This window comes from Pseudomonas sp. GW823-FHT02F05 (genome assembly GCF_058797315.1).
The window spans coordinates 1-15,085 of sequence record NZ_JBXAJM010000043.1 but is presented as its reverse complement, the minus strand read 5'-3'; the positions used below and the strand labels follow the sequence as shown (position 1 = coordinate 15,085).

Sequence of the window (15,085 nt, the reverse complement as noted above, 5' to 3'; positions counted from 1 at the left end):
GTGTCAGCCGGTATATCTTTGACTGAAGCACCGCATTCGCGAGCAAGCCCGCTCCCACATCTGGATTGTGCTCACTTGAGAAAAATGATTATTTCATGCTGGTAAAGGCCAGTTTCACCCCGATGGCAATCAACACCGCGCCCATGGTCCGATCAAACCAATGACCCATCTTTGCAAACCCGGCGCGCACGCGCTGCTGGCTGAACAACATGGCCACCAGGCAAAACCACAACGCAGTCGCCACCGCCAGGTACACCCCATAACCGGCCTGCACTGCCAGCGGCGTGTGCGGGTTGATCACTACGGTGAACAGCGACAGAAAGAACAGCGTGGCCTTGGGGTTCAAGCCATTGGTCACAAAACCTGCGGTAAACGCGCCGCGTGGGGTGCGCTCGCCCGCTTCACGGTGCAACTCGCCCTCGGCCGCAGGCTTGGCCGGCTGGGCGCGCAGGGCCTTGAAGCCAATGTAAAGCAGGTACGCGGCTGCGGCCCACTTCAACGCATTGAACAATACAATGGACTGGGACACGATCAAGCCGATACCCAGCAACGAGTAACCCACATGCAGGAAAATCGCCGAACCGACGCCCAAGGCCGTCCATGTGCCAGCACGGCGGCCGTGGGTCACGCTTTCACGCACCACCACGGCGAAATCCGGGCCGGGGCTCGCCACTGCCAACAAGTGAATCAAGGCTACGGTCAAAAACTCGGCGACGTACATGCTCACTCCATTAAGTAACTGATTATTTCATCTGATAGGCTCGGCAGATTACGCCTTCGAACCTCGTCGCAAAAGGTACAGTTGATCATGAACAATCGCCGCGCCGTCTTCCTCGACCACCCTTCGCTGGACTTGGGCGACCTCGACCTCAGCGGTTTGCATGACTGCTTCAGCCAGTTGCAGTTGTTTGAACAGACCGCGCCAGAAAATGTGCGGGAGCGCTTGCAGGGCGCCCAAGTCGCCATCAGCAACAAAATCCCGCTCACAGCCCAAACCCTGGCGGCCTGCCCCGAGCTCAAGCTGATCCTGGTGTCGGCCACCGGCACCAACAATATCGACCTTGAAGCGGCCCGCGCCCAGGGGATTACCGTGAGCAACTGCCAGGGTTACGGCACGCCGTCGGTGGCGCAACATACGATCATGCTGTTGCTCAACCTCGCCACGCGCTTGAAGGATTACCAACAGGATGTGGCCGCTGGCAAATGGCAGCATGCCAAACAGTTTTGCCTGCTGGACCATCCGATCGTCGAACTGGAAGGCAAAACCCTCGGCCTGCTCGGCCATGGTGAATTGGGCAGTGCCGTGGCACGCCTGGCCGAAGCGTTCGGCATGCGCGTGATGCTCGGCGCGATACCTGGGCGCCCTGCCCGCGCCGACCGTGTGCCGCTGGACGAATTGCTGACCCAGGTCGATGCGCTGACCCTGCATTGCCCACTCAATGAACACACCCGCGACTTTATCGGCGCCCGTGAACTGGCCTTGCTCAAGCCCGGCGCATTTGTGGTCAATACTGCGCGCGGTGGTTTGATCAATGAACAGGCCCTGGCCGACGCGCTGCGAAGTGGTCACCTTGGCGGCGCGGCGACTGATGTGCTGAGTGTCGAGCCGCCAGTCAATGGCAACCCGCTGCTGGCGGGAGACATTCCACGCTTGATCGTCACGCCCCACAACGCCTGGGGCAGTCGCGAAGCACGGCAGCGTATCGTTGGCCAGCTCACGGAAAACGCCCAGGGCTTTTTCAACGGCGCCCCGCTGCGCGTCGTCAGTTGATAAACTGCGCCCCTTTTCAAGGAGCAGACTATGGATCCGCGCAGTGAAGTACTGCTTCGACAGGCCGAACTTTTTCAAGGCAACCTGCTGCTCGTAGGTTTGCCTGCCGACGATTTGCTTGGGCGCCTGCCCAATGCCCACGGCTGGTGCTGGCATGCCGGTGACCAGGCGGCGCTCGATGCGCGCTTCGCCGAACGCAGCCAGTTTGGCGTGACAGTGCCCGAGCGCGCCTTTGATGCGGCGGTGATTTTCCTGCCCAAGTCCAAAGACCTCACCGACTACCTGCTCAACGCCGTGGCCGCGCGCCTGCCTGGCGCTGAGCTGTTTCTGGTGGGCGAGAAAAAGGGGGGTATCGAAAGTGCCGCCAAGCAGATGGTTCCGTTCGGCAAACCGCGCAAGCTCGATAGCGCACGGCATTGCCAACTATGGCAGGTCACTGTCGCTAACGCGCCGCAAGCCGTGGAGCTTGAGAGCCTGGCGCAGGTCTTCGACGTCCCCCTGGCCGAAGGTCCGCTGAAGGTGGTGAGCTTGCCAGGGGTGTTCAGCCATGGTCGCCTGGACCGCGGCACCGAGTTGTTGCTGGAGCACTTGGACAAGCTGCCCAGCGGCAACCTGCTCGATTTCGGTTGCGGCGCTGGCGTACTGGGGGCTGCGGTCAAACGCCGCTACCCGCACAACACCGTGACGATGCTGGATGTGGATGCCTTCGCCGCTGCCAGCAGTCGCCTGACGCTGGCAGCGAACGGCCTGGAAGCCGACGTGTTGACCGGCGACGGAATCGACGCGGCGCCCATGGGTTTGAACGCGATTTTGAGCAACCCGCCATTCCATGTCGGCGTGCATACCGATTATTTCGCCACGGAGAACCTGCTGCGAAAAGCAGCGAAACACCTGGCAAAAGGTGGCGAACTTCGCCTGGTTGCCAATAGCTTCCTGAAGTACCAGCCACTGATCGAAGAGCATTTGGGCATCTGCGCAATCAAGGCCGAAGGCAATGGTTTTCGCATTTACCGCGCCAAGCGCCCCTGACGGACGTTTGAAAAAGAACGCTTGCCGAATGGATTTTGCCTAGGCAGAATCCGCAGCGTCCTAGGGGAGTAGTCTCCCACGAGCCATGCTCGTCCGGCATACGTCAACATACTTGGTCAGCAGACCATGGCGTATGCGACCCAGGAGTCCGCACAGACGGACCGGGGTTTGACAAGACCTATGACACGCACACCTTACCCGGGGCGGGAAGGCTGTACGTGTCATAGCCGTGTCGACCCGCCCCTGGAAACTACCTGATGCTGGATTCACTACTCGTTCCTACCGCAATCGTTGCCTTGGCCGAAATCGGCGACAAGACGCAACTGCTCGCACTCATCCTTGCTGCTCGCTTTCGCAAGCCCTGGCCGATCATCGCCGGCATCGTTGCCGCGACCCTGGCCAACCATGCGGCGGCCGGTGCCGTGGGCGCCTGGTTCGGGAGTTTCTTCTCGGATGCGGTGCTGCACTGGATCCTCGCCGCGAGCTTCTGCGCCACGGCGCTTTGGACCCTGGTGCCGGACAAACTCGATGATGACGAAGCCAGTACCACCCGTAAGTTCGGGCCCTTCCTGACCACCTTGATTGCGTTCTTCCTCGCCGAAATCGGTGACAAAACCCAGATCGCCACGGTGATGCTGGCGGCGCAATACCCGGAACTGTGGCTGGTGATTATCGGTACCACCCTGGGCATGTTGATTGCCAACGTGCCGGTGGTGCTGGCGGGGAATTTTGCCGCGGAGAAACTGCCGCTGACCTTGATTCGTCGCTTGGCGGCTACGGCGTTCTTCGTGCTGGCGATTATTGCAGTGTACAAGGCCATGCAGAGCAGCGGCTGGATCTAAGGCAAACACGGAAGATGGTTTGCCCTGATGCCTGTAGGAGCGAGCTTGCTCGCGAAAAACTCACCGGCGCCGCGTTTATTCAGGCAACACGCGTTATCGTTGACGTTTTTCGCGAGCAAGCTCGCTCCTACACGGCGTCGATCAGGACTTCTTGGCCTGCTGGTAGAGCGGCATCACCTTCGGAATCGCCGCCTGCAAGGACGCGATGCGGCTGTCCGAAGCCGGGTGCGTGCTCATGAATTCCGGCGGTGCGCCTTCCGAAGCCTTGGCCATCTTGTTCCACAACGTGATGGCCGCGTTCGGGTTGTAGCCAGCGCGGGCCGCCAGCTCCAGGCCGATCAGGTCGGCTTCGTTTTCGTTGCTGCGGCTGTTGGGCAAGGTCATGCCGTAGTTGGCGACGGTATCGGCCAGTGCCAGGCTGTCCTGGCCGAGACCGAATATTGCCCCGGCGCCCTGCTTGGCCATCTGGATACCGTAGGCCTTGGACATGGCTTCGCGGCCGTGTTCACGCAGTGCGTGGGCGATTTCATGACCCATCACGGCAGCCAGCTCGTCATCGGTGAGCTTGAGGTTGTCGATCAAGCCGCTGTACACCAGGATCTTGCCGCCTGGCCCGCAGTTGGCGTTCATCTCATCGCTTTTGATCAGGTTCACGTCCCAGTTCCACTGGGCCGCATCCGCGCGGAAAGTCGGAGCCTGGGCGATCAGGCGCTTGGCAATGGCCTGCACGCGCTTGGCGTTGGCGCTGGTCTTGTCCAGCACCCCTTTGCTGCTGGCTTCACCCAGGGTCTGCTGATAAGACTGGGCATACATCTGGTCGACTTCCTGACTCGACAGCATGCTGAACATGTACTGCTTGCGCTCTACCCCAACGGCGCCGCCGCTGGTGGTATTGACCGACTGGCAACCCGCCAGCAGCATTGCTGCAACCAAACCACTTACCACCAATGACTTCTTCATGAACACGCTCCCTGAAAACATGGCGCGTATCGTAGGCGGTCATTTGTATCTGCGCCAGATACCCTGGACGTTTAACCGCTGAATTTAAGATACATCCGAACGCGGCCCGACGGGCAAAGCTCATGCCGGGGTCAGGCATTCCGGCCCATTGAGCTTCGGATCGTTGACCATATTGGCCAGCACCCGCTCGCGCAGCACGGCAGGCTCAGCCGCCAGCAGGCCCTGTAGCACCTGCAGCGGAGTCTCGGGATCGAGCCAGGCGGCCTGCCCTGCCGCGTCCAGGATCAATGGCCGCCGCTGACTTTGCGCCGCTTGGGTAACCACCGCCGTGCTCAGCCACACCTGCTCCTGCACCGGATACGCTTCCCACACTGCGGCAAAGAACAACGTGGAGCCCTCCCCCGGCGTGAGCCAGTACGGGCGCTTGCGCTGGGTGCCGCGCCACTCATAAAAGCCATTGGCGGGCAGCAGGCAACGGCGCAAGCGGAAGGCTTCACGAAACATCGGTTGTTCGGCCAGGGTTTCTGCGCGAGCGTGGGCCGGGGTGCGCGACAGGTCTGTCAGCCAGGGCGGTGTGAGGCCCCAACGGGCACGCGCCAGGGTGAGTTGGCCCTCGCTCAGGCGCTGGATCAGCACCGAATCATTCGGGGAGATGTTCCACTGGGCCTGCTGGTCGGCGGGGAAGCCGGGCAAGGCAGTAAAGGCAGGGTTCCAGCGAAACAGGGCATAACGTCCACACATGGGGCAACACGACTCTTGGGTAAACCGACCGACAGCCTAACAGACCAACACGTCAGGGAAGCTGTCGGGTTCGTCACCGGGCAAGGGTTGGGCGCCGATATAGGCGGTGATCAGTTCGCGGGCGCAGGCGGCCTGGTCGTTGTCGACCTCCAGCCCCAGCAAGCCGAATATCGGCAACTCGCCCGTGCCGCCGAGCAAATGGCGCCCCACCAGGTGCGCCTCGATACCTTCACTGGCAAGCATCTGCTGCAACAACTCGCCCTCCATCAGATTTTCCGGTTCGTAGATTCGCTGCATGGGCGTACCTTTTTATTCGTTCCCGCTGCGCATTATTCATTTTCGCTGCGGGTTTCAAGCATCCACTCTTCACCATGAACTTGCAGGTCGAACGTGATCGGCCGGCAACACACTTGGCAGTCTTCTATATAGGTCTGGTCCCCGCCAGACAAATCCACCGTCGTCTCGACCGCTTCGCCACAATAAGGACAATCGTACAGCGCAGTTTCGAGCATCGCAGTCTCCTAGGTGACTTGTGCGTATAATCGCCGGTCTATTTACAGGGCTATTCTTGGCCGGCCCCTTATTCGGACCGCACCCTGACATTTCCTTTTACTTACCCTAGCCGTTTCTAACAAGAGAGCATGATGGGCGAATTCGATACCATCCGACCTTACAACGACAGCGAAGTCCCGGCAGTGCTGGCGCGCCTGTTCAGTGACAAGGCCTTTCTGGACATCCTGACCCACTTCCGCTTCCCGCGCTTTGCAGGCGCCCTGGGCTGGCTGCTCAAGCCAATGATTGCGCGCAAACTGCGCCGCGAGTTCGCTGGCGTCACCACCGTGGCCACGCTGCAGGACAAGGTCGAGTACTACGTTGACCACACCATTGACCGGGCGACCGACGGCGTGACCTATACCGGCGTCGAGCAACTGAAATCCGGCACTGCCTATCTGTTTCTGGCTAACCACCGTGACATCGTGATGGACCCGGCCTTCGTCAACTACGCCGTGTACCACGCCGGCCTGCCGACGCCGCGCATCGCCATCGGCGACAACCTGCTGCAAAAGCCGTTTGTCAGCGACCTGATGCGCCTGAACAAGAGCTTCATCGTGCACCGTTCGATTACCGGGCGAAAGGAGAAGATGGCGGCCTACAACCTGCTGTCGGCCTACATCAACCATTCGATCCGCAACGACTGCCAGTCGATCTGGATTGCCCAGGCTGAAGGCCGGGCCAAGGATGGTGATGACCGTACCGAATCGGCGATCCTCAAGATGTTCCACGTCAGCCGCAAGGACGAGCCATTTGCCGAGGTCATCCAGTCGTTGAACCTGACGCCAGTGTCCATCAGCTACGAATACGACCCCTGCGATGCCGCCAAGGCACGCGAGTTGTATATCCGCGCCACCACCGGCACCTACACCAAGGCACCGGGCGAGGATGATGTGAGCATCGCCCTGGGCATTACCGGCTATAAAGGCCGGGTGCACGTGAACTTTGCGCCGCCGATCACCGAGCGTTTCGAAGACACCAAGCTGCTGGCCGCGGAAATGGACCGGCAGATCCTCGGTGGCTACCGCTTGTTTCCGGTGCACTACCTGGCGTACGCGCAGTGGAGTGATGCCGACCCGCAATTGCCGGTGCCCAAGGCGGCGGACGTGTTCCCGGCCGATGAGCTGGCCAAGGCGAAGGCGGAATGGGAGCGGCGCTTGAACGAGTGCCCGGCGGAGCACCGGCCTTATCTGGTGGTGCAGTATGCGACGCCGGTACGCAACCAATACCGAGTCAAGGCCGGTATCCCCCTGTAATAGTGAGCCCACAGGGGATATGTGGCAGGCGCTGACTCTGCGGGCAGTACATGGCCAGTGTGGGAGCTGGCTTGCCTGCGATAGCGTTGGTTCAGTTAAAGATTCAGTGGCTGATACACCGCCTTCGCGGGCAAGCCCGCTCCCACATTTGGTTTCGCAGTGGAATTACAAGCGGGTGCTGAGCCAGGAGATGGCCAGGGCCAAGCCAAGGCAGGCGAACCCGACGCGGTACGCCAGGCGATGCGCCCGTTCGGTGCGTGTATCCAGAAACAGCATCGGTTGGTCGATAGCGCGCTCTTCGCTGCGCAGGGCCAGGTCAGCTATCGCACGCTGTGCATGCAGACGGGTGATGAACAACACCCAGGCGCCCGAGCAGGCAACCAAGAGGGCAACAATATTGATGAGCAGTGCGGGCAGCGCCATCGCAAACCTCGGTAAATCAGTCTTCGGGTATCAGTCCAGGTACACACCTGAACGACAGTCGCCTCCTGCGCATTTAATGCTCCTTCCCCATTGACGGCTAATGTATCCAGTAATTTACGCCGTCACCTGAACGTCACCTTAACAAGCCACTCTGTTGCCCTTCGACGCTTGAGGAGCTTGTCATGTTGCATGCGCAAAACCAGGATCGGCTGTATTTGATCGCCCAGAGCGAGGAACAGGAGGCGCTGATCGGCAGTCTCGCGTTCAACGTTCAGGACCGCCATTGGCTGGTGTATTGCGCCCTCGGCGGGCACCAGCATGCCGATCTGCCGGAGCTGGATCTGCTCACCGGTGTGAGCATGCTGGACTTTTATGTCGATACGGCCGCATGACAAAAACCACGGGCACAAAAAAACCGGGCTCAGCGATGAGCCCGGTTTTTTGTGAGCGGCTTATTGCGCGCTGAGCAGTTGACCGATGCTTGGGTCCTTGAACAGGCGGGTCAAGGCATCACTGAGCACGTCGCTGACCAGCTTGGTGTTGGTTTCCTGGTTGGGCGACATGCCGAACCGCTGGTTGAGCGAGGCTGCGTAGCGGCCACTGTAGCGGCGGGTACCGGCACTGACGTCAGACTTGAAGGTAGCGCCGATGGAAGCCTCGGTCACATACAGGCCGTCTTTGGGCGACTGGTATTTCAGCTCGGCCAGGGTCACGGTCAGTTGCGGCACGCCTGGCGAGTTGGTCGGCGTAAAGCCCAGCAAACGCACAGCGGCTTCAGCCTGGGCCTGCAACTTGGGCAGCACATCCTGGCCGTTCACCGAAATCAGTGCGGTCTCAGGATACAGGCCGCCACGCGAACCCAGGGTTGGCGACGGGCGACCGTCAACCACGCGTACCGAAACCGGCTGGCCGTGGCCTACCGCCGCCAACTGCGCGGTGACTTTAGGTTGCGGGCTGAGTTGTTGCGGGCTGTTGGCGCAGCCGACAAGGGTCAAACTGGTCACAGTGATCAAACCGAACAACAGGCGTTGCAACATACGCATTTCTCCAGGACTAGGTGCAGACAGGACGCCAGTATAACGGTGCACGCGCACCACTCACCAGCGATCCTGAACGGCGGCTGAAGCCCCTGCGCAAATTACAAATTCGCATAAATTCGTCACCCCAGTGTCATGCCACACTGGCAACCTTCAAGCATGTAACACACCAGGTACACAGCCATGCGCCTTCTCAAGACCCTGTTCATGTCCCACGCTCGTCATCGCCACTTTGCCCTGCTTGATGCCCACGGACATTGCCTGGCCTTCAAGCAGTGCAGCCTGCCGCCCGTCGGTGAAGGCTGGGTGGAAGTGACCGAGACTCACCTGGGCTGGATGCACCGCCCACTGCCGGCCAGCGCCCGGATCAGCCCAAAGGTTTTTCGCCCACGACACCGGCAAGCGTTGGCCTCCTGACCAGGCCCCTAATAAAAGTCATAAAACACGCCCATTTCACTGACGTTCTTCGCTACAATCTCCCCCCGATTATAAGGACGTCTCCTGATCGGGCCTCGCAGCATCGTTAATGCCCAGGCATTAGCCCCAAAATCGCCCACAGAGAGCCGCCCACACAGATCGAGTGAAGCTGGCGTGCTTGCTGTTTCCTTTGCAAACCACCCCGTCTTTTATCGAATCTGCCAGAGCTGCCATTGCGCTCGGCCACTTGAGTTGTTTGCCCGTTTCGCCGCGTGTCGGCAGAGGTTTACGGGCCAGGTGCCAGGCTGGGGCAGCCCTTTTTTGAGGTTCACGTCTTCAAAAGAGCGTGAAAAAACGGGTTTTCACAACTTCACAAGAGTGTGGCGAGCAAATGAATAGTTTGGCGTTTGTACAAGCACCATCAGCGTCTGGGTCAGCCCAATTACACAGGATCGAGCCTTCCTCAAAAACCGGAGCTTGAGCCTGTCCGCTACGGATTGGTTGCACGAATCGCACGCTTTGACCATAAGTCGAATTGCCACAGGCGCCCATGAATGCGTTCATAGGCAGATTAGCCCGGCAGGAAGCGTGTGCTGAAGTTGCAAAGAATTGCGAATCGGACATGGCGATCCTGGCCATGGGTAACCTGGGGCAACACGTGAACCGCCCCATCACTCCTGGCAGCCATGCCGTCAATTTGGTGCTGCAGATTTTGGAGACGCGTTAAATGGCGCATAACGAAGCAGTCGACGTAGTACTGGTAGGGGCCGGCATCATGAGTGCCACCCTGGCCGTACTGCTCAAAGAGCTCGACCCCGGCCTCACGCTGGAAGTCGTTGAGCTGATGGATTCGGGTGCCGCGGAGAGTTCCAACCCGTGGAACAACGCCGGTACCGGCCACGCCGGGCTGTGTGAGCTGAACTACACGCCGCAGGCCGCCGATGGCTCCATCGACATCAAGAAAGCCGTGCACATCAACACCCAGTTCGAGGTGTCGAAGCAGTTCTGGGCTTACCTGACCAAGAAGGGCACCTTTGGCTCGTCCAGGTCGTTCATCAGCCCGGTGCCCCACCTGAGCTTCGTGCAGGGCGACAAAGGCGTGTCCTTCCTCAAGAAGCGCTTTGAGACCCTCAGCCAGCACCACGCGTTTTCGGACATGCACTACACCGAAGACCGCAGCGAAATGGCCGAGTGGATGCCGCTGATGATGCCGGGCCGCCCGCTCGATGAAAAAATCGCCGCCACCCGTGTGATGAACGGCACAGACGTCAACTTTGGCGCCCTGACCAATCAGTTGCTCAGCCACCTGACCAGCTCGCCGGACGCCCAGGTCAAGTACTGCAAACGCGTGACCGGCCTCAAGCGCAACGGCGCGGGCTGGACCGTGAGCATCAAGGACGTCAATAGCGGTAACAGCCGCGACGTCGATGCCAAGTTCGTATTCCTCGGCGCTGGCGGTGCGGCGCTGCCATTGCTGCAGGCCTCGGGCATCGAAGAGAGCAAAGGCTTCGGCGGCTTCCCGGTGAGCGGCCAGTGGCTGCGTTGCGACAACCCGGAAGTGGTCAAGCAGCACCAGGCCAAGGTCTACAGCCAGGCTGCCGTGGGCTCGCCGCCGATGTCCGTGCCGCACCTGGACACCCGCGTAGTGGATGGCAAGAAATCCCTGCTGTTCGGGCCATACGCCGGTTTCACCACCAAGTTCCTCAAACACGGCTCGTTCCTTGACCTGCCGATGTCGATTCGCGCCGGCAACATCGGCCCGATGCTGGCCGTGGCCCGCGACAACATGGACCTGACCAAGTACCTGGTCAGCGAAGTGCGCCAGTCCATGGAACAGCGCCTGGAATCCCTGCGTCGCTTCTACCCCGAGGCGAAAGCCGAAGACTGGCGCCTGGAAGTGGCCGGCCAGCGCGTGCAAATAATCAAGAAAGATCCGAAGAAAGGCGGCGTGCTGCAGTTCGGCACCGAACTGGTTGCTGCCAAGGACGGTTCGCTTGCGGCGCTGCTGGGCGCGTCTCCTGGTGCTTCGGTCACCGTCTCGATCATGCTGGAGCTGATCGAGCGCTGCTTCCCGCAGAAAGCCGCCGGTGAATGGGCCACCAAGCTGCACGAGATCTTCCCGGCGCGCGAGAAAGTGCTGGAGACGGACGCCGAGCTGTATCGCAAGATCAACACGCAGAACAACATCAGCCTGGAGCTGGTGGAACCTGTAGGAGCGAGCTCGCTCGCGAAAAACGTCAACGATAACGCGGCGCAAGTGGATTAAGGCGCCGCTCTCAGGTTCTTCGCGAGCAAGCTCGCTCCTACCGTTAAAAGCAAAACGCCCCGGACTCTGAAGCCGGGGCGTTTTTTTTGCTCGGACAATCAGCCGCGGGCGTTGTCGATCAGTTCGATGTACTCGGCGGCGTTGCGCTGGTCCTTGATCAGGTCGACGAAGGTCTGGCCATGCTCGTCCTTGCCGTCCAGGTCCAGGCCTGCTTCTTTGAAAAAGCCCAGGAAACGCTCGAAGTCGTCGATACGCAGGCCGCGATAGGCCTTGATCAGTTTGTGCAGGGACGGCGACGTCGCATCAACCGGCTCGAAGTCCAGGAACAACTTGATCTGGTCGTCACCGATTTCGTCGCCAATCACCTGTTTCTTATCTTTACGCATTACCGACTCCAGCCTGCAGACATTTACACGGGGTTTGAAGTCTACCTGCGCGACGCCGGATGCGGGAGGGGGCTCGCCCTAATACCTGTAGGAGCGAGCTTGCTCGTGAAAAGCTCAAAGGCGCCGCGTTTATTCAGGAAGCACGCGTTATCGTTGACGTTTTTCGCGAGCAAGCTCGCTCCTACAGACGCCCACATTTGGATGTCAGTGTTCAGTCGAACTGAGCAAGCATCCAGCGCTGGTAGTCAGCCACACCTGCATCACCTTCTCGCGGTGCCCAATCAGCCAGTTCGCCCTCACCCACCGGTCGATAAGGCCCGGCCTTGCATTCGAACATCACCGTGTCAGGCTCCAGCACCACCAGGCCATGAAACACTCCCGGTGGCAGATCGACGCCTGCGCACTCGCCACCCGCCTGCATCACGCGTTTGGCGATCACTTCACCCGCATCGGTGAATATCAGCAGACCGAGGCGCCCCTGAAGCACCAGCAAAGTCTCGGCCTTGTCGGCGCTCAAGTGCCGATGAGGCGGCACATAGGTACTCGGCTGCAGCGCCACCGCGAGGCGATGACACGGCTCCTCCATCTGGTGGAAATTATGGTGGTATCGGCCACGGGGGCTATCGCCCGCTTTCTCGGCCAACTCTGCAAATAAGGTCTGATCAAGAAAGCGAGCCATCGATTACATCCCTTTAACGGCGTAGATGCCATTGGCGTTACGCCAGTAGCCCTTGTAGTCCATGCCATACCCGAAGATATAACGGTCAACGCACGGCAATCCGACGAAATCGGCTTTGAGCTCAGGACGAGCCTTGCGGTCGTGGTCTTTGTCGATCAGTACGGCGGTATGCACTTTGCGTGCGCCGGCATGTTTGCAGAAGTCGATGATCGCACCCAGGGTGTGACCCTCATCGAGAATGTCATCGATGATCAGCACATCACGGTCGATGAACGACACTTCCGGCTTGGCCTTCCAGAACAAGTCGCCGCCACTGGTTTCATTGCGATAGCGGGTGGCATGCAGGTAAGAGGCTTCCAATGGGAACTGCAGGTGAGTCAGCAATTTGCCGGCGAAGATCAGGCCACCGTTCATCACGCAGAAGACCACCGGGTTGGTGTCGGCCATTTCGCGAGTAATGTGCGCGCCGACCTTGGCGATCGCTGCTTCGACTTGCGCTTCGGTGTACAGGCAGTCAGCCTCGTGCATGATTTGACGGATATGCTCGAGATCAGCAGACATGGCGCTCTCCAAGGGGGTGCTGTGGCAAGAAAAGCGGGCGAAGGTACGCTTCTCGTGCGCTCCAATCAAGCCTTTATGGACTAACGTACTTGATGTCTATAGGACAACACCCTCGGATAGATTAATCTAGGCCGGTTTTTTTGCCCGCCGCCGGAGCCTTTCCTATGCCCACTCGCGAGATCCGCCACCCGCTGATCCGACACAAACTCGGCCTTATGCGCCGTGCCGACATTAGCACGAAGAACTTCCGTGAGCTTGCTCAGGAAGTCGGAGCGTTGCTCACTTACGAAGCCACCAAGGATTTGCCCCTGGAAACCTACGAGATCCCCGGTTGGGCCGGTCCCGTACAAGTGGAGAAAATCGCCGGTAAGAAAATTACCGTGGTACCGATCCTGCGCGCCGGTATCGGCATGCTTGAAGGTGTACTCAGCCTGATCCCGGGTGCCAAGGTCAGCGCCGTGGGCGTAGCCCGCAATGAAGAAACACTGCAGGCCCACACCTACCTGGAAAAACTCGTCCCGGAAATCAACGAGCGCCTGGCCATGATCATCGACCCGATGCTCGCCACCGGCAGTTCCATGGTCGCCACCATCGACCTGCTGAAAAAAGCCGGTTGCCGGGACATCCGCGCCATGGTGCTGGTGGCCGCGCCCGAAGGCATCGCCGCCGTCGAGAAGGCCCATCCGGATGTACAGATCTACACCGCATCCATCGATGAGCGCCTGAATGAACACGGCTACATCATTCCGGGCCTGGGCGATGCCGGTGACAAGATCTTCGGCACCAAGCAGAAGGACGCGTGAGCATGCAGGATGAATTCAACGACCCGCTTTGGCGCCAGATCCTGTCTGGCGCACAAATGCTCTTCGTAGCATTTGGCGCGTTGGTGTTGATGCCGCTGATCACAGGTCTTGATCCAAACGTCGCGCTGTTTACCGCAGGCCTGGGCACGTTGCTGTTCCAGGTGGTGACAGGGCGGCAGGTGCCGGTATTTTTGGCATCGAGCTTCGCGTTCATCACCCCGATCATTCTCGCCAAGGGCCAGTTCGGCCTGGCGGCGACCATGGGCGGCGTGATGGCGGCGGGTTTCGTTTATACGTTCCTGGGCCTGGCCGTGAAGGTCAAGGGCACCGGTTTTATCGACCGGCTGCTGCCGCCTGTGGTGATCGGCCCGGTGATCATCTCGATCGGCCTGGCCATGGCGCCGATTGCCGCCAACATGGCCATGGGCAAGTCCGGCGACGGTGCAGAGCTGATCCACTACCAGACGGCGATGCTGATTTCGATGCCAGCGCTGCTCACCACCTTGATCGTGGCGGTGTTCGGCAAAGGCATTTTCCGCCTGGTGCCGATCATTTCCGGCGTGCTGGTGGGTTTTGCCATGTCGTTCTACTTTGGTGTGGTCGACACGGCGAAAATCGCCGCTGCGCCGTGGTTCGCCCTGCCCCACTTCACCGCGCCGGAGTTCAACTGGCAGGCCATCCTGTTTATCGTCCCGGTAGCACTGGCCCCGGCAATCGAGCATATCGGTGGTGTGATTGCGGTAGGCAGCGTGACCGGCCGCGATTACCTGAAAAAGCCTGGCCTGCATCGCACGCTGCTGGGTGACGGTATCGCCACCACGGCTGCAGGCATGTTTGGCGGCCCGCCAAACACCACCTACGCCGAAGTGACCGGCGCCGTGATGCTGACCAAGAACTACAACCCGAAAATCATGACCTGGGCGGCAGTGTTTGCCATCAGCCTGGCATTCATCGGCAAGTTCGGCGCGCTGCTGCAGAGCATCCCCGTGCCGGTGATGGGCGGGATTCTGTGCCTGCTGTTCGGCTCGATTGCCGCGGTGGGGATGAACACGCTGATTCGCCACAAGATCGACCTGGGCGAGGCGCGCAACCTGGTGATTGTGTCGGTAACGCTGGTGTTCGGGATTGGCGGTGTGCTGGTCGGTACCGGCACCGGCCCGGATGATTTCGGCCTCAAGGGCATCGCCCTGTGTGCGGTGGTGGCAATTGGTTTGAACTTGCTGCTGCCGGGCAATGACGGCTGGAAGAACAAGAAGCCGGATGAGCCGCTGCTGTAACTGACTAAACGCAAATCAGTGTGGGAGCTGGCTTGCCTGCGATGACGGTGTATCAAACGACAGATAGGTCGACTGTTACACCGTC

19 protein-coding genes and 1 riboswitch are annotated in these 15,085 nt (G+C 60.0%); of the genes, 9 read left to right on the top strand and 10 right to left on the bottom strand.

Features of this window, described 5'->3' with window-relative positions; translation table 11 throughout:
• Positions 1-88: 88 nt before the first annotated feature.
• Positions 89-721: a LysE family translocator gene (locus AC1RAC_RS28115; protein ID WP_014716957.1), complete on the bottom strand. Its 633-nt coding sequence runs from the start codon at positions 719-721 to the stop codon at positions 89-91.
• Between the two features lie 84 nt (positions 722-805).
• On the opposite strand from AC1RAC_RS28115, the gene AC1RAC_RS28110 reads away from it, so the two are divergent.
• The 3 genes from AC1RAC_RS28110 to AC1RAC_RS28100 all read left to right on the top strand — a co-directional run bounded on the left by AC1RAC_RS28110 (position 806) and on the right by AC1RAC_RS28100 (position 3,642).
• Complete coding sequence (locus tag AC1RAC_RS28110) at positions 806-1,771, top strand: 2-hydroxyacid dehydrogenase (protein WP_492617173.1); 966 nt, start codon at positions 806-808, stop codon at positions 1,769-1,771.
• Between the two features lie 30 nt (positions 1,772-1,801).
• Positions 1,802-2,800 carry a methyltransferase gene (locus tag AC1RAC_RS28105; protein WP_034126326.1) on the top strand — a complete coding sequence of 333 codons (999 nt, stop codon included), beginning with the start codon at positions 1,802-1,804 and terminating at the stop codon, positions 2,798-2,800.
• A gap of 50 nt (positions 2,801-2,850) precedes the next feature.
• Positions 2,851-2,970: riboswitch (yybP-ykoY riboswitch) on the top strand.
• An 87-nt stretch (positions 2,971-3,057) separates the two neighbouring features.
• Positions 3,058-3,642, top strand: coding sequence for a TMEM165/GDT1 family protein (locus AC1RAC_RS28100; protein WP_054897011.1), 585 nt, complete (start codon positions 3,058-3,060; stop codon positions 3,640-3,642).
• A 141-nt stretch (positions 3,643-3,783) separates the two neighbouring features.
• Here the strand turns inward: AC1RAC_RS28100 and AC1RAC_RS28095 are convergent, their stop codons facing one another.
• From AC1RAC_RS28095 to AC1RAC_RS28080, 4 genes are all read right to left on the bottom strand, one after another.
• On the bottom strand, positions 3,784-4,602 hold the full coding sequence (locus AC1RAC_RS28095; protein WP_014716953.1) for a M48 family metallopeptidase: 819 nt from the start codon (positions 4,600-4,602) through the stop codon (positions 3,784-3,786).
• Positions 4,603-4,722: 120 nt separating this feature from the next.
• Positions 4,723-5,343, bottom strand: a complete 621-nt coding sequence (locus tag AC1RAC_RS28090; RefSeq protein WP_054919310.1) for an SOS response-associated peptidase — start codon at positions 5,341-5,343, stop codon at positions 4,723-4,725.
• A gap of 36 nt (positions 5,344-5,379) precedes the next feature.
• The gene (locus AC1RAC_RS28085; protein WP_032893538.1) at positions 5,380-5,640 is read right to left on the bottom strand and encodes a putative signal transducing protein; all 261 of its coding nucleotides are present in this window, start codon (positions 5,638-5,640) and stop codon (positions 5,380-5,382) included.
• A gap of 32 nt (positions 5,641-5,672) precedes the next feature.
• Complete coding sequence (locus tag AC1RAC_RS28080) at positions 5,673-5,855, bottom strand: CPXCG motif-containing cysteine-rich protein (protein ID WP_034126324.1); 183 nt, start codon at positions 5,853-5,855, stop codon at positions 5,673-5,675.
• A 132-nt stretch (positions 5,856-5,987) separates the two neighbouring features.
• Here AC1RAC_RS28080 and AC1RAC_RS28075 point away from each other — a divergent pair, with 132 nt between their 5' ends.
• A complete protein-coding gene (locus AC1RAC_RS28075; RefSeq protein ID WP_492617172.1) occupies positions 5,988-7,151 on the top strand; it encodes a 1-acyl-sn-glycerol-3-phosphate acyltransferase in 1,164 nt (387 codons plus the stop codon).
• Positions 7,152-7,316: 165 nt separating this feature from the next.
• Here AC1RAC_RS28075 and AC1RAC_RS28070 read toward each other — a convergent pair whose 3' ends face one another.
• Complete coding sequence (locus AC1RAC_RS28070) at positions 7,317-7,574, bottom strand: hypothetical protein (protein ID WP_034126322.1); 258 nt, start codon at positions 7,572-7,574, stop codon at positions 7,317-7,319.
• A gap of 182 nt (positions 7,575-7,756) precedes the next feature.
• Here AC1RAC_RS28070 and AC1RAC_RS28065 point away from each other — a divergent pair, with 182 nt between their 5' ends.
• Entirely contained in the window at positions 7,757-7,966 is a 210-nt protein-coding gene (locus AC1RAC_RS28065; RefSeq protein ID WP_003188620.1) for a hypothetical protein, read from the top strand.
• Positions 7,967-8,026: 60 nt separating this feature from the next.
• On the opposite strand, the gene AC1RAC_RS28060 is transcribed toward AC1RAC_RS28065, so the two are convergent.
• Entirely contained in the window at positions 8,027-8,611 is a 585-nt protein-coding gene (locus AC1RAC_RS28060; protein WP_034126321.1) for a YajG family lipoprotein, read from the bottom strand.
• A gap of 183 nt (positions 8,612-8,794) precedes the next feature.
• Here AC1RAC_RS28060 and AC1RAC_RS28055 point away from each other — a divergent pair, with 183 nt between their 5' ends.
• Positions 8,795-9,028 (top strand): hypothetical protein, encoded by a 234-nt coding sequence (locus tag AC1RAC_RS28055; RefSeq protein ID WP_492617171.1) that lies wholly within the window; start codon positions 8,795-8,797, stop codon positions 9,026-9,028.
• Between the two features lie 727 nt (positions 9,029-9,755).
• On the top strand, positions 9,756-11,294 hold the full coding sequence (gene mqo / locus AC1RAC_RS28050) for a malate dehydrogenase (quinone) (protein ID WP_034126319.1): 1,539 nt from the start codon (positions 9,756-9,758) through the stop codon (positions 11,292-11,294).
• A gap of 98 nt (positions 11,295-11,392) precedes the next feature.
• Here mqo and AC1RAC_RS28045 read toward each other — a convergent pair whose 3' ends face one another.
• The 3 genes from AC1RAC_RS28045 to AC1RAC_RS28035 form a co-directional block, all read right to left on the bottom strand.
• The gene (locus AC1RAC_RS28045; protein ID WP_003188614.1) at positions 11,393-11,680 is read right to left on the bottom strand and encodes a PA4642 family protein; all 288 of its coding nucleotides are present in this window, start codon (positions 11,678-11,680) and stop codon (positions 11,393-11,395) included.
• A gap of 211 nt (positions 11,681-11,891) precedes the next feature.
• The gene (locus AC1RAC_RS28040; protein ID WP_034126318.1) at positions 11,892-12,359 is read right to left on the bottom strand and encodes a WbuC family cupin fold metalloprotein; all 468 of its coding nucleotides are present in this window, start codon (positions 12,357-12,359) and stop codon (positions 11,892-11,894) included.
• Positions 12,360-12,362: 3 nt separating this feature from the next.
• The gene (locus AC1RAC_RS28035; protein ID WP_003188610.1) at positions 12,363-12,920 is read right to left on the bottom strand and encodes a hypoxanthine-guanine phosphoribosyltransferase; all 558 of its coding nucleotides are present in this window, start codon (positions 12,918-12,920) and stop codon (positions 12,363-12,365) included.
• 164 nt (positions 12,921-13,084) lie between these two features.
• Here AC1RAC_RS28035 and upp point away from each other — a divergent pair, with 164 nt between their 5' ends.
• Positions 13,085-13,723 carry a uracil phosphoribosyltransferase gene (gene upp, locus AC1RAC_RS28030; protein ID WP_003188608.1) on the top strand — a complete coding sequence of 213 codons (639 nt, stop codon included), beginning with the start codon at positions 13,085-13,087 and terminating at the stop codon, positions 13,721-13,723.
• A 2-nt stretch (positions 13,724-13,725) separates the two neighbouring features.
• Positions 13,726-15,000 (top strand): uracil-xanthine permease family protein, encoded by a 1,275-nt coding sequence (locus AC1RAC_RS28025; protein ID WP_003188606.1) that lies wholly within the window; start codon positions 13,726-13,728, stop codon positions 14,998-15,000.
• Positions 15,001-15,085 lie beyond the last annotated feature (85 nt).